This window comes from Serratia sp. PAMC26656 (assembly GCF_016469055.2).
GTDB classification, from domain to species: Bacteria; Pseudomonadota; Gammaproteobacteria; order Enterobacterales; family Enterobacteriaceae; genus Serratia; species Serratia plymuthica.
This window is the reverse complement of sequence record NZ_CP150486.1, coordinates 1,510,083-1,522,870: the sequence shown is the minus strand read 5'-3', so window position 1 is coordinate 1,522,870 and position 12,788 is coordinate 1,510,083. Positions and strand designations below refer to the sequence as shown.

At 57.0% G+C, this 12,788-nt stretch carries 13 protein-coding genes; 4 read left to right on the top strand and 9 right to left on the bottom strand.

Annotation, left to right across the window (positions count from 1 at the left end):
• Positions 1 to 32: 32 nt before the first annotated feature.
• The 5 genes from phnE (JEM67_RS07835) to JEM67_RS07815 all read right to left on the bottom strand — a co-directional run bounded on the left by phnE (JEM67_RS07835) (position 33) and on the right by JEM67_RS07815 (position 4,818).
• A complete protein-coding gene (phnE, locus tag JEM67_RS07835) occupies positions 33 to 932 on the bottom strand; it encodes a phosphonate ABC transporter, permease protein PhnE (RefSeq protein WP_199635388.1) in 900 nt (299 codons plus the stop codon).
• A complete protein-coding gene (phnE, locus tag JEM67_RS07830; protein ID WP_199635389.1) occupies positions 929 to 1,792 on the bottom strand; it encodes a phosphonate ABC transporter, permease protein PhnE in 864 nt (287 codons plus the stop codon). The genes phnE (JEM67_RS07835) and phnE (JEM67_RS07830) overlap by 4 nt, the downstream gene beginning before the upstream one ends.
• Positions 1,793 to 1,850: 58 nt before the next feature.
• A complete protein-coding gene (gene phnD, locus JEM67_RS07825) occupies positions 1,851 to 2,783 on the bottom strand; it encodes a phosphonate ABC transporter substrate-binding protein (RefSeq protein ID WP_199635391.1) in 933 nt (310 codons plus the stop codon).
• 35 nt (positions 2,784 to 2,818) lie between these two features.
• Positions 2,819 to 3,652: a phosphonate ABC transporter ATP-binding protein gene (gene phnC / locus JEM67_RS07820; RefSeq protein ID WP_004942097.1), complete on the bottom strand. Its 834-nt coding sequence runs from the start codon at positions 3,650 to 3,652 to the stop codon at positions 2,819 to 2,821.
• Positions 3,653 to 3,792: 140 nt separating this feature from the next.
• Positions 3,793 to 4,818, bottom strand: a complete 1,026-nt coding sequence (locus tag JEM67_RS07815) for a zinc-binding alcohol dehydrogenase family protein (RefSeq protein ID WP_199635393.1) — start codon at positions 4,816 to 4,818, stop codon at positions 3,793 to 3,795.
• Between the two features lie 140 nt (positions 4,819 to 4,958).
• Between JEM67_RS07815 and JEM67_RS07810 the strand changes: the two genes are divergently transcribed.
• On the top strand, positions 4,959 to 5,864 hold the full coding sequence (locus JEM67_RS07810; RefSeq protein ID WP_199635395.1) for a GntR family transcriptional regulator: 906 nt from the start codon (positions 4,959 to 4,961) through the stop codon (positions 5,862 to 5,864).
• A 206-nt stretch (positions 5,865 to 6,070) separates the two neighbouring features.
• Positions 6,071 to 7,429: an MFS transporter gene (locus tag JEM67_RS07805; RefSeq protein WP_199635397.1), complete on the top strand. Its 1,359-nt coding sequence runs from the start codon at positions 6,071 to 6,073 to the stop codon at positions 7,427 to 7,429.
• 70 nt (positions 7,430 to 7,499) lie between these two features.
• Here the strand turns inward: JEM67_RS07805 and JEM67_RS07800 are convergent, their stop codons facing one another.
• Complete coding sequence (locus JEM67_RS07800) at positions 7,500 to 8,177, bottom strand: helix-turn-helix transcriptional regulator (RefSeq protein ID WP_199635564.1); 678 nt, start codon at positions 8,175 to 8,177, stop codon at positions 7,500 to 7,502.
• Positions 8,178 to 8,264: 87 nt separating this feature from the next.
• Here JEM67_RS07800 and JEM67_RS07795 point away from each other — a divergent pair, with 87 nt between their 5' ends.
• Positions 8,265 to 8,861: a hypothetical protein gene (locus JEM67_RS07795; protein WP_199635399.1), complete on the top strand. Its 597-nt coding sequence runs from the start codon at positions 8,265 to 8,267 to the stop codon at positions 8,859 to 8,861.
• A gap of 171 nt (positions 8,862 to 9,032) precedes the next feature.
• Here the strand turns inward: JEM67_RS07795 and JEM67_RS07790 are convergent, their stop codons facing one another.
• Complete coding sequence (locus JEM67_RS07790) at positions 9,033 to 9,962, bottom strand: LysR family transcriptional regulator (protein WP_199635401.1); 930 nt, start codon at positions 9,960 to 9,962, stop codon at positions 9,033 to 9,035.
• Between the two features lie 128 nt (positions 9,963 to 10,090).
• On the opposite strand from JEM67_RS07790, the gene JEM67_RS07785 reads away from it, so the two are divergent.
• Positions 10,091 to 10,837, top strand: coding sequence for an SDR family NAD(P)-dependent oxidoreductase (locus JEM67_RS07785; RefSeq protein ID WP_199635402.1), 747 nt, complete (start codon positions 10,091 to 10,093; stop codon positions 10,835 to 10,837).
• Positions 10,838 to 10,925: 88 nt separating this feature from the next.
• Here the strand turns inward: JEM67_RS07785 and JEM67_RS07780 are convergent, their stop codons facing one another.
• Both JEM67_RS07780 and JEM67_RS07775 read right to left on the bottom strand, forming a co-directional pair.
• Entirely contained in the window at positions 10,926 to 11,453 is a 528-nt protein-coding gene (locus JEM67_RS07780; protein WP_199635403.1) for a cysteine hydrolase family protein, read from the bottom strand.
• A 27-nt stretch (positions 11,454 to 11,480) separates the two neighbouring features.
• Positions 11,481 to 12,584 (bottom strand): suppressor of fused domain protein, encoded by a 1,104-nt coding sequence (locus JEM67_RS07775; RefSeq protein ID WP_199635404.1) that lies wholly within the window; start codon positions 12,582 to 12,584, stop codon positions 11,481 to 11,483.
• Positions 12,585 to 12,788: the final 204 nt, after the last annotated feature.

Genomic DNA, 12,788 nt, shown 5'->3' with positions numbered 1-12,788 from the left:
GTGCGGCAGTATAGGGATCGCCAAGGGGTTTCTCAATCGATTTGGCTTTTTTGCTGATACAGCGGGATGTCTTCGCCAATAATGTATTTGTTGCGCAGGAGGGACGACACCTTATCCATCACCATCACTACCACCACCAGGATCAGGGTGATGAACATCACCACGTCCCAGTTCCACAGCCGCATGTTCTCCGCATAGACCAGGCCGATGCCGCCGGCGCCGACAAAGCCCAGCACCGCCGCAGAGCGGGTGTTGGATTCAATCTGGTACAGGCTTAGCGCCAGGAAGGTGGGAAACGACTGGGTGAAAATACCGTAACGGTGCTTCTGTAAGCCGTTGGCACCCACTGCCGTCAAGCCGCGGCTGGGGGATTTATCCACCGCTTCGTGCCCTTCGGCATACAGCTTGCCGAGCAGCCCGACGTCCTGCATCACAATCGCCAGTACCCCAGCCAACGGCCCCATGCCGACGGCGCGCACGAAGATCAGCCCCCAGATCGCCATATCGATGCCGCGTAAAATATCCAGCAACCGCCGCACCGCCACCGAGATCGGCCGCAGCAGCGGCGTCGACATCACGTTGCGCGCGGCGAAGAACGACAGCGGCAAGGCGATAAGCGAAGCGGTGATGGTGCCGGCAAACACGATGCCGATGGTGATGAAGATCTGCTGGAAGTAATACCTAAACGGCCAGTTGACGAAATCGTGCCAGACGAACATGCGCACAAAGTAACGGCCCAGTTGCTGGCAGCCGTTAACGAACTGCGGCCAGGAGATGCCGAAGAACTGGAAGAAGAACAGATAATACAGCGCGATCGCCACGGCAATAATACCGAGGGTGCGCAGATAGCGGCGCTGCTGCGAGAATATTTCCGGGTGCTGCTGTTTGAGCGTTTGCAGCTCTTGTGCCGAGAGCGTTGGTGCGGTGATCATTTTTTCCCCTCCACGACCCGTTTGCGCAGTTCGCCGGAGGTGTAATCCAGCAGCGAGACCACCAGGATAATCAGCAACAGCGTCATGCTGACCTGATCGTAGCGATCGAGCTTGATATTGGTCATCAGCTCCTGGCCGATGCCGCCCGCCCCCACCAGCCCAAGAATGGTCGACTGACGGAAGTTGATTTCCAGCCGCATAAAGCTGTACGACAGAAACACCGGCTTCACCTGGGGCCACAGACCGAAACGCATGCGTTGCAACGGCGTCGCGCCGCAGGCTGCCAGCCCGCGCACCGGCTTGTTGGACGCGGTTTCGATCGACTCATAAAACAGTTTTGTCAGGCTGCCGATGGTGTGCAGCGCCAGCGCCAAAAAGCCGGGGATAGCGCCAATGCCGAACGCCATCACAAACATCACCGCCCACGCCAGTTCGGGCATGGTGCGCAAAAATGCTACCAGCGTGCGGATCGCCAGTCGCAACGACGCCGGGCTGTGGGTATTGTTAGCCGCCAGAAACGCCAGCGCCCCCGCCACCAGCACCGAAAGAAGGGTCGCCGCCAGCGCCAGCTGCAGCGTTTCCCAGATCAGCGGCAGCTGGATGTTGAGCCGATAACCCCAGTAGGCCAATGATCCTTCGGTATGCCCGTCGGCGAACAGCAGCTTCCAGTGCAGCGTCGGGGCGGTTTCCGCCAGGTAATCGAAGAAGTGGGGAATGGACACCCACACGGTATGCAGGTTGAACTCGGCGATGTTGCCGGCGCCCAGGTAGAGCACCACCAGACCGAGCGACCAGAACAGCGTCTCGCGCTTTTGCTTGCTGCGGATCTGTTGGTAGTAGTGCGCAAAATCTGTATTCAAAATAGGTTTCCGACGTGTGGAAATCAGCGGGGCTCAGCCTGGCCAAGCCCCGGCAGTATTAACGGTCGCCTTTGGTCAGCTCACGCTTCATATCGATGATGTTCTGGTATTCCGCCAGAGTGGTGTCGCCGATGTGCTGTTTGCCGCCCATCGCCTTGATAAAGCACTGGTGATCGTCCTTATCCAGCTTTTTGATGGCGGTCACGACTTTGGCTTTGAAATCGGCCGGCAGCGAGTTGCTCACCAGGATTGGGCCATTCGGGATCAGCGGCGACTGCCAGATAATGCGGATCTGTTTCATCAGGTCCGGGTGATCCATGCGGATCATGCGGGTGAAAGCGCCGCTGGTGTAGCCGGTGTTGTAGTCGCCGATCATCGAAGCCCAGGTCACCGCACCTTCGAACTGGCCGTTCAGCACGCCGAGAATGTCCTGCTCATGACCACCGGAGAAGGTGACGCTGGAGAAGGCGTTGTTGTATTCGTTGTCCACCGTGCCGCCGAACATTTTTTTGAACGCCTGATTCGGGATCAGGAAGCCGGAGGTGGAATCAGGATCGGCGAAACCGATAGCTTTGCCCTTAAGATCTTCCAGCTTTTTATACGGGCTACCGGCTTTGACCACCACTACAGAGTGGTAGCCGCGGGATTGGTCAACGTCATCAACCGCAATACCGACGATGTCCACCGCTTTCGGATCCTTGATGTACACCGAGGCGAACGACGATGGCGACATGCTCAGCACCAGATCGATCTTGCCGCCCAGCAGGCCCTGGATCACCCCCGAATAGTCGGAAGAGTTACGCATCTTGGTGTCCACGTTCAGTTCTTTGTCCAGGAACTGCTTCACGCACTGGTTATCGCCGATCTGCTGGGTGGCGTTTTGGCCACCGAGAATGCCCAGGTTCAGTTCTTTAGGTGCGTCTGCTGCGGCAGCATTAAATACCATCATCGCGCCGGCCATCAGGGTGGTCAGACTCAATACTTTTTTCATTACGGGTGCCTTGTGTGTGTAAAGGTAAAAGTGAATCAATGGATTTGATTGGCTTCTTCGCCATACAGCTGGTGCAGTATCCGTTCGTTCAGTTGCGACGGGTGCCCGTCAAACACGATTTTGCCCTGGGCGATGCCGATGACCCGGGTGCAATATTCTTTCACCAGTTCAACCGAGTGCAGGTTCACCATCACCGCGATGTCGTTTTCGCTGACTTTTTGCAGCGCATCCATAATGCGGCGGGTGTTTTTCGGATCGAGGGACGCTACCGGCTCGTCGGCCAGCAGAATTTTAGGGTTTTGCATCAGCGCACGGCAGATAGCCACCCGCTGCATTTGGCCACCCGACAGGTTTTCGGCGCGCTGCAGGGCGTGCGGCAGCATATTGAGCCATTGCAGCAGCTCGATGGCGCGCCCGCGGTCGGCGTCGTCAAACAGTTTGAAGAAGGATTTCAGGGTAGAGGTGTGGCTCAGGCGGCCCAACAGTACGTTGGTCATCACGTCCAGCCGCGGCACCAGGCAGAAGTCCTGGAAGATCATGCCGCAGCGGGAACGCCACTGGCGCATCTGACGGGCGGAAAGTTGGGCGATATCCTGCGCCACGCCGTCATCTTCAAAATGCAGCATCTCGCCGCAGCTCGAAGGAATAGTGCCGTTCAGGGTATGCAGCAAGGTGGATTTGCCTGCGCCCGAGCGCCCAATCACCGCCACGAACTCGCCTGCGTGCAGATCGAAGTTGATGTCGTCCAGCACGCGCTGCTGGGATTTATAGGCTTTGCCCAAGCCTTTCACCGACAGCACCTTACGTGAGGAGATCGGTTGCTGCCCTGGAAAATCGGTTGGTGCAAGTTTTAACAGTGCCTGAGCCATATGATTTCTCTGGTTTCAGTGGCTAATCATTATGGGCACCTATTAACGAATAAATTTATGACAGCGGGATGATGGTTTTATGGCTGAGAAGTGACGTATGCCGCCCGCTCGCTATAAAGCATTGAGGGGCGACGTCGGGATTAATTGAAATGGATTACGCCTTTGATCAGCTGCTTATTATTAATCACCTGCTGTTCGTAATGTTCTGCCAGGGTGTCGAAATCAAAATGGTGGGAGAGCAACATCTGCGCGGTAATTTTCCCTGCCGCCATCAAACGCCCCACCTTGGCGAAATCCTCATGGGTCGCATTGCGGCTGCCCATCAGAGTGGTTTCTTTTTTATGGAACTCCGGATCGGAGAACTGAATATCGCCCTTGAACAGCCCGACGAAAACGATGCTGCCACCGTGACGGATCAGGTTCAGGCTATTATTCATCGCGTGCGGGTTGCCGGTGGCGTCAATCACCTTGGCCGCCAGCATGCCGCTGAACCGATCGCGCAGCGCCGCGTCAAATTGCTCATCCGCCGGGTTGAGCGTCGGCAGCCCCAAGGCTTTTTCAACATGCGCCCGCCGCTCGGCGCTGGTATCGGCGACCACCACCTGCGCGCCGTCGGCGCAGGCTATCGCCGCCACGCCCAGCCCGATCGGCCCGGCCCCCACCACCAGCAGGTGATCGTCCGGTGCTATTGCCGCCCGGCGCACCGCGTGGGCGCTGATGGCGAAGGGTTCAATCAGCGCCGCCGTTTCCGGCGGCAAGTCGTCCACCGCCAGCAGGTTGCCGGCCGGCACGCTCAGGAACTCGCAAAAACCGCCATCCTGATGAACGCCAATCACCGAAATATTCTCGCAACAGTTGGTTTTGCCGCTCTGGCAGGCCCCACAGCGCCGGCAAGAAATATACGGCATTACCGTCACGCGCTGGCCCACCCGCCAGCCGCTGACATTATTGCCGATGCTGACAATCTCGCCGCATATTTCATGGCCCAATACGCGGGGATAACTAAAGAAAGGCTGATGACCGGACCAGGCGTGAATATCCGTTCCGCAAATGCCGACGGTCACTATTTTGATCACCGCCTCCTGATCCGCGGGCAAAGGCACCGGGCGCTGTTGATAAACCAATTTCGTCGGCTGCTCGCACACTAATGTTTTCATTGTCGTCATCGTCTTTCCTCCAGTCAGGTGAGAAGGTTATTCAATAAAAACGCGGCGACCGGTTATGCCAGTGGACAGAACTGTGAGGCAGCACTAAATAAACCGATTTAAATTGGTTTTAAATGCATAAAAAACACCAGAGACAGCACATGAGCAGAACCCAGGCCCTGCGGCACAACGTGGTTAACCAGATGATCGACGGCATTAACGGCGGCCATCTTCGCTCGCCACTGCCTTCACAGGCGGCATTGGCCGAAATGTATAACATCAGCCGCACCACGGTACGCCACACGCTGGCCCACCTCGACCGGCGCGGGGTGTTGGAAAAGGTCGGCGATGACTATGTGATTGTACGGCCGCCGCAGGCAGAGGACGGCTTCGAGTGCGTGAACCCTTCGCTGGAAGACCAGGACAAGCAGTTCAAGAAAAGCTTCTATCAGATGATTAACCAAAAGCAGCTGCGCGCCGGCGACAGTTTCAGCGAGCTGCAACTGTCGCGCATCGCCAACGTCAGCCCGCTGGTGGTGCGGGAATTCCTGTTGCACTTCAGCCGTTATAACCTGATCGAAACCGTCAAGCGCGGTCAGTGGCGCATGAAAAAGTTTGATCAAAACTATGCCGAGCAGCTGTTTGAACTGCGCCAAATGCTGGAAACTCACGCCCTGTCGCGCTTTATCAACTTGCCCGCCGACGACGAACGCTGGCTGCAAGCCAAGGAACTGTTGAGCCGCCACCGCCAGCTGCGGGAAAGTATCAGCGATAGCTATCGCCTGTTCTCCCAGTTGGATCGCGACTTCCACGGGCTTATCCTCTCCGCCGCCAACAACCCGTTTTTCAACCAGTCGCTGGAGATCATTTCGGTGATTTTCCACTTCCATTACCAGTGGGATGAAACCGACTTGAAACAGCGCAATATCATTGCCATTGAAGAACATATGATCATCCTCAGTGCGTTGATCTGCCGCAATGACCAGGAAGCGATCAACGCGCTGCATCGCCACCTGGACACCGCCAAGCAATCGATGATCCGTTCCATCAATCAGGACGTCGCCTGATCGTTTTTTATCGATAAAAAACACCGAAGGCGGCATTTAAAACCGATAAAGAGCAGCAAAATAGTAACTGCCGCACGGAACCGCGACAAAAACGCATCGCTAAAATATCCCTCCATCTAGGCTTACTGCCGACCGCCTGCTAATGCACCACCCAGGGGAATACCCGGAATAATAAATATTATTAATGCGAAATTCTGGAGGCAAAGATGGAAAGAACCACCACCGTTGACAGCGGAAAAGAACAGGTTGACCCTTATTCAGATCACATCATTCCGATGCCGCCAAACGGCCTGCTGGTACGTTCGGCGAAAATAAAAAAAATCCAAACCACCGCCATGCTGTTGCTGTTTTTCGCCGCCATCATCAACTTCCTTGACCGCAGTTCGCTGTCGGTCGCGAACTCCACCATCCGGGAGGAAATGGGCCTGAGCGGTACCGAAATCGGCCTGCTGCTTTCGGCGTTTTCATTGGCTTACGGCATCGCCCAACTGCCCTGCGGACTGCTGCTGGATCGCAAGGGCCCGCGCATTATGCTGGGGGTGGGAATGTTCGTCTGGTCAGTGTTCCAGACGCTGTCCGGCATGATCCACAATTTCACCCAGTTTATCTGGGTGCGCATCGGGCTGGGGATCGGCGAAGCGCCGATGAACCCGTGCGGCGTGAAGGTGATCAACGACTGGTTTAACATCAAACATCGCGGTATGCCGATGGGGATTTTCAACTCGGCGTCCACCATTGGCCTGGCGCTCAGCCCGCCGATCCTCACCGCCATGATGCTGGCCTTCGGCTGGCGCGGGATGTTCATCATCATCGGCGTGCTGGGGATCGCGCTGTCGATCGGGTGGTATATGCTGTATCGCAACCGCCAGGACATCGACCTGAGCGCCCAGGAACAGGCCTATCTGAATGCCGGCAGCGTCAGCGCGCGGCGCGAACCGATGAACTTCCGCGAGTGGCGCTCGTTATTCAGGAACCGCACCATGTGGGGTATGATGATCGGCTTTAGCGGCATCAACTACACCGCGTGGCTGTATCTGGCCTGGCTGCCGGGCTACCTGCAAACCACCTACCATCTGGATCTGAAAAGCACCGGGCTGATGAGCGCCATTCCGTTCCTGTTCGGCGCTGCCGGCATGCTGTCGAACGGCTTTGTCACCGATTTCCTGGTTCGCCGTGGCATGGCCCCGCTAAAAAGCCGCAAAATCTGCATCGTGGCCGGCATGTTGCTGTCCGCGTCCTTCACCGCCATTGTGCCGCAGGCCACCACCACCTACAGCGCCGTAGTCCTGATCGGCATGGCGCTGTTTTGCATCCACTTTGCCGGCACCTCCTGCTGGGGCTTGATCCACGTGGCGGTGACCTCACGCATGACCGCCTCGGTCGGCAGCATTCAGAACTTCGCCAGCTTTATTTTCGCCTCGTTCGCCCCGGTGATCACCGGCTTTATCCTGGATACCACCCACTCCTTTAAACTGGCGCTTATCCTTTGCGCCTGCTTCACCGTCATCGGCGCGCTATCGTATCTGTTCGTGGTGAAACACCCGATTGTCGACAGCGCGGCCTGACCTGCGTCCTTGCAATGCCGCCGGTGCTGGCGGCATTGCAAGGCGCCTTCTGACAGGCTTTTTCTCCCGTCTAAAGTGTTTTGAGGTAGTCCTCAAATAGCTTCCCGCTCTCAGGCCTGAAATGTTGGCCTGTTCCCACCGCCAAAGTGATGTTATCTACCCGCAGATTACGAAAATCGGAGCGTTTTTCGCACCAGACCGTCAATAACCACACAGAGTCGAATACCGTCAAACCCAGCGGGCGGACTATCCGATCGCTCTCTCTTCCTTGCAGATCGACATAATTGATGTTCAGTTGAAGCTTCTTACGAATCGCCTGGCGGAGAAACGCGAGGTGTTTCATCGCTTTCTCACTTTCCTCCGTAGGCCGAGAGACGGCTCTGAGAGGGAGTCGTTTATAAATGTCTATTTTTTTGACATCGATGACTGAACTGATCTTTGCTGAAACCCGGGTTGCCGCTGCGGAAAGTACATCATCGCCCCGCGCCCCTATCAGCCGCATTCCAAGCATAATCGCGTCCAATTCGTCGGGGTCAAAATTAAGCGGCGGGAGGAAATACTCTTTTTCAAGCAAATAACCCAAACCCGATTCGCCACGCACGGGAGCCCCTATCGCCTGCAGCGTTGCCATGTCCCTGTAGATAGTTCTTACAGACACATCTAAAGCCTGAGCCAATACTTCAGCCGATACCGGGTGTACGCGACAGCGAAGATGCTCAAGTAAAGTGAAGAGCCGAATAGTTTTCATCACAAGAGCTTACATCACCCTGACAAAAACTGTCAGGGGGGTGTCATAGGATCAAGACTTCATATCATCCTGATAACGGAGTTAATCATGACGACCCCTTGTTACGAAATAGTCACCTATAAGGTGAAAAACCCACAAGCTGCGGATTCGGCCAGAGCGCTTGCGCAGAGCCTGCTGAAACATTTTCCTGGATTTGTCGACTGGATTGCATTTTCAGGGAGGGATATGGCTGACGAACGCGTTGACCTCGTCGTCTGGAACAGCGCTGAAGAAGCCCTGGCGGCAGCAAAAGCCGTTGGCAATCAACCTGAATTCTCCAGTTTCAGATCTTCTGTCAGCAGTTTGCACAGCATGGGGCACTATGCCGGACAGAGGGAGCAAACGCCGTCGTTGAAAACAGGTCATGGCATCGAAATAGGGAGATTTCGCTTGAAACCGGGTATTCGCGAGAGCGACATGCGTAACGTTTATAATCGAATGGTAGAAAATCACCTTGCGCGACAGCCTGGATGGAAGAGCCAGCATCTGGTCAGTCTGGGCGATGGGGTATTTGTCAATCTCGCCTTTGCCGACGACCGACAGCATGCAGAAGCGATTTGCGCATCCTGGCAGGGGCAGGCTGTCTGTGACGCCTTTTTGGACATGATTGAACCGGAGAGTATGGAGTTTGGTTCGTTATGCTAACCCCTGAAGAGGGGCAAACCGGTATATCAAGATAAAGTAACGGACCTCTTGCCGCCGCATACCTAAACATATGCGGCGGCAAGAGGCGGACAATCCTGGCCGGCAGCCATGAGAGCTTGAGTGAAATGCCATAAGCATTGGCAATCGCCCCTCTCTCACCACCGTACATATTTATGATTTCCCGGCAATCGTACCCACAACCTCACGCCGATAGGCCGCCGCCTGTTCCGCGGCGATACGGCAAAACGCGTCGGTCAGTGGCGAGGGCGTTTGCCATGCCAGCGCCAGCGTATAAGGCACCGGGCTGCCCACACCGCTCAATTCACGGAACACCACGCCGGGGGATTTGAGCACTGCAAACAGCGCAGGCATCAGCGCAATCCCTACTCCACCGGCCACCAACCCACCGATAGTCTGCATCTGCCGCGCCTCTTGCACGATGCGCGGGCTGAATCCCGCCACCGCACAGGCTTGCAGGATTGCCGCGTGCATGCCCGGCCCGTAATGCGCCGGAAACAGCAGCCACGGCTGATCGGCCAGATCGCGCAGCGTCACTTGCTGTTGTGACGCCAACGGGTGGTGATCCGGCAGCGCCAGCACCATACGATCAAACAAGAAAGGCTGGATCTGCAAACCTTCCTGCGGGGCCACTGGCAGCACCACCATGCCGATATCGGCGCGATCGTCGCGCAGGGCGATCAGTTGCTCGGCGGTCGTCGCTTCCTGCAGGTGAAACTCCGCCAGCGGATGCTCGAGGCGAAACTGCCGCAGGATCCCCGGCAACAGGGCGTTCACCGTGCTGTCGACAAAGGTCAGCCGCAGCGATTCAGTCAGGCCACGCGCCGCACGTCGGGTATTGCCCAGAGTGCGTTCGAACTGGGCCAGGGTACGCCGCGCCTCGATCAAAAACACCTGCCCTGCTTCGGTAATGCGCGTGATGCGGTTGCCACGCTCCAGCAACGACACCCCCAGCTCCTGCTCAATTTTTCTGATGGCGGCAGTGAGCGGCGGCTGCGCCATATGCAGGCGCTCGGCGGCGCGGTGAAAGCTCATCTCTTCGGCCACGGCAATAAACTGCCTAAGTTGGCGTAGCTCAATCACGTGATACCTTTTTCATATTTTAAAAGTATAAATAGAGTATTGGATGTATCGATACCAAAAGCCAATACTTTTCCTGACCGCCGGGCCCACGTCATTCCGGGGTGGCCGGCGCTGAATGAGGATCGGTTATGACGCAACGTACAGCAATTATCACCGGCGGCTCCAGCGGCATTGGGCTGGCCATCGCCCAGCAATTGGCGCAACAGGATTACCGCATCGCCATCGTGGCGCGTGACCCCCAGCGTCTGCAGCAGGCCGCCCGGCTAATTGGCCCAGGCACCCGGCACTATGCGGCGGACCTGAGCCGCCGCGGTGAGGTGGAAGACGTGGTCGCACGGCTGGCAGAAGAGCTCGGTACGGTAGAGGTGCTGGTCAACAATGCCGGTTTTACCCGAGTGATTGCGGCCGACACGCCGCTGGCACAGGCCGAGCGCGAATGGGATGCGGTGATCGACGGTAACCTGAAAAGTACCTTCTTGTTCACCCTGGCGATGCTGCCGCACCTGCGTAAACCGGGCGGACGCATCATTAACCTGAGTTCGATTGCTGCCCAATGCGGCAGCGGCAGCCCCGGTGCGCTGGGCTATTCCGCCGCCAAAGCTGGCGTTCAGGGCTTTACCCTCAACCTGGCGCGCGAGCTGGGTCCGCAGGGGATCACCGTCAACGCCATTGCTCCGGGTTTTATCGCGGATACGCGCTTCTTCGGCGCCGGGCTGCCGCAGGATCGCATTGATGCCATTGCGGCAGAAACGCCGCTGGCGCGCACCGGTCGGGTAGAAGATATTACCGCCGCCGCATTGTGGCTCGCCTCGGAACAGGCTTCATTTATTACCGGCACCATCACCTCGATTAACGGCGGCGCACGGGTCGGCTGAAAAATCCTGGTACAGTGACGTATAAAGCGGAAGTGAAAGAAAATGCACGGCCCGGAAAGCAGATTCCGGGCCTGTTTTTATCTGGCAATCAGAAGAGGATCTCTGCCGCCGGCAGCGCGTCGATCAGTACGCCGAAGCTCCCGATATTCGACAGCGTGGCGTTGTGGTGGGCACGGATTTGCAGACCCGTCGCGTGCGGTTTGTCGTGGCTGGTATGGGCATCCGCCGCCAGCGTGACCGGGTAGCCAAGCCCGGCGGCGCGGCGGGTGGTGGTGTCCACGCAGAACTCGGTGGAATAGCCGCAAATCACCAGGTGCGTTACGCCGTTGGCGATCAGCAGCGGACCTAATCCGGTGCGCAGGAACGAATCCGGCGTGGTTTTTTCCACCCGGTGATCGCCGGCTTTCACCTGCAATGCGGGGTCAATCTGCCAGGCATCGCTGCCGTGCGCCAACGCTTCGTCAGCCGTGAGATGCTGGATAAAAATCACCGGCACGCCGGCCAGGCGGGCGCGGTCGCTCAGTGCGTTAATCCGGCCAAGCGTCGCTTCGGCATCCGCCAGCGGTGGCGTAAACAACCCTTTCTGCACATCGATAATCAACAACGCTGACTTCATGATTGATCCCCTGAGAAAAATTCCCTCTCAGCATACCGGTTGGCGTGGGCGGAAGATATGGTCAACGCCCTGCTCGCGCAGCTTGTTCACCAGATCGTGGCCGCCGTTCGGCGTGGCATGCGCCAGCAGACGCTCGGCTTCAAATACCGGGCTGGCCCAGAAAATGTTCACCGGATCGCCATACTGCTCCGGCAGCGTCAGATGGTCGTTGTAGGGATAAAACGTCGAGGACAGTACGTAGCCTTCATAACCCAGCGGCGCCACCTCCGACTCCAGCGTATGCCCTTCGCCAAACCAGGTGATTTTCGCCCAAGGGACGTGCGCGAACCCGGCCAGCGCGCTGGCCATCTGCACCGCGTTCTCTTCGGTCATGAACTGGCCGTCGATGGCGATGCCCATTTCCATGCGGCGATAACGGCTGGCATCGTCATTAAACAGAATTTCTACCCACGGCATCGGCCGAATGCTGACGCCCATGGTGAGAAAATAATAAATGCCGTCGCGTTCGTGCTGGGTAATCGCCATCGGCGGCCATTTGCCTTGATCGATGGCGTAGTATTTTACCGAAGGGCCAAAATGCTGCTCATAACGCGCCTGATAATCGCTCTGCATTTTGGGCCACGGGTTGCCCTCCTCGCGCTGCCAACTGCGCCAGAACTGGCGGGTGTTTTCCGCCAACGCATACTGGGTATTGGTGGAGGCCGAACCGAGCGGATAAACCAGCGGGCTCTCTTTGATGCAACTGGCGGAATAACACACCGAATGGTCGATATACAGGCTCCAGCCGGGGATCACCGCCAGTAGTTGGCCGTAGTACCACAGCGCCGCGCCGTCGTCGCTTTCGCTCCAGACCACCGTCAACCCATCCGGATTCAGCGGTGCTTCCCCTTCCAGATTGCGGCAAAACTCGGCCGCCAGCATGGGAGGTTGGCCCCGTTCAAGCGCAGCGCGATCTTCCTGCAAGGGCGCAGCCGCCAGATTACGCAACCAGCAGGCGCGCACCTGAAAACGCTCGCCGTTTTCTTCCGCAGGGTAAATGTAAAAATAGGCTGCCCGGTGATCTTGCTGAACCACCGCCACCAGCGTCTGATTCTCATTACTGACTTCAGCAAGTACGTATGACTCGTTCATATCACCTCAACAATGGGTCACGGCGCAGAATAATGCTGCGCACTAATAAATTGGAATTCGGCTTTTCCCAAGTGTAAAGCGCATCCGTGGCCGGATCACCCGTAAAAGTCTCAAAAATGACCATAAACGGGGATAAAACATTGGGTTATTGGTAATAACTATATACCCGTCATACTTGAAGCTGCATCTGTGTTGGCTTCACCC

Bases quoted from the DNA above. Each gene is read 5' to 3' on its own strand.
- phnE (WP_199635388.1), bottom strand. From the start codon at position 932: ATGATCACCGCACCAACGCTCTCGGCACAAGAGCTGCAAACGCTCAAA.
- phnD (WP_199635391.1), bottom strand. From the start codon at position 2,783: ATGAAAAAAGTATTGAGTCTGACCACCCTGATGGCCGGCGCGATGATG.
- phnC (WP_004942097.1), bottom strand. From the start codon at position 3,652: ATGGCTCAGGCACTGTTAAAACTTGCACCAACCGATTTTCCAGGGCAG.
- JEM67_RS07815 (WP_199635393.1), bottom strand. From the start codon at position 4,818: ATGACGACAATGAAAACATTAGTGTGCGAGCAGCCGACGAAATTGGTT.
- JEM67_RS07810 (WP_199635395.1), top strand. From the start codon at position 4,959: ATGAGCAGAACCCAGGCCCTGCGGCACAACGTGGTTAACCAGATGATC.
- JEM67_RS07805 (WP_199635397.1), top strand. From the start codon at position 6,071: ATGGAAAGAACCACCACCGTTGACAGCGGAAAAGAACAGGTTGACCCT.
- JEM67_RS07800 (WP_199635564.1), bottom strand. From the start codon at position 8,177: ATGAAAACTATTCGGCTCTTCACTTTACTTGAGCATCTTCGCTGTCGC.
- JEM67_RS07795 (WP_199635399.1), top strand. From the start codon at position 8,265: ATGACGACCCCTTGTTACGAAATAGTCACCTATAAGGTGAAAAACCCA.
- JEM67_RS07785 (WP_199635402.1), top strand. From the start codon at position 10,091: ATGACGCAACGTACAGCAATTATCACCGGCGGCTCCAGCGGCATTGGG.
- JEM67_RS07780 (WP_199635403.1), bottom strand. From the start codon at position 11,453: ATGAAGTCAGCGTTGTTGATTATCGATGTGCAGAAAGGGTTGTTTACG.
- JEM67_RS07775 (WP_199635404.1), bottom strand. From the start codon at position 12,584: ATGAACGAGTCATACGTACTTGCTGAAGTCAGTAATGAGAATCAGACG.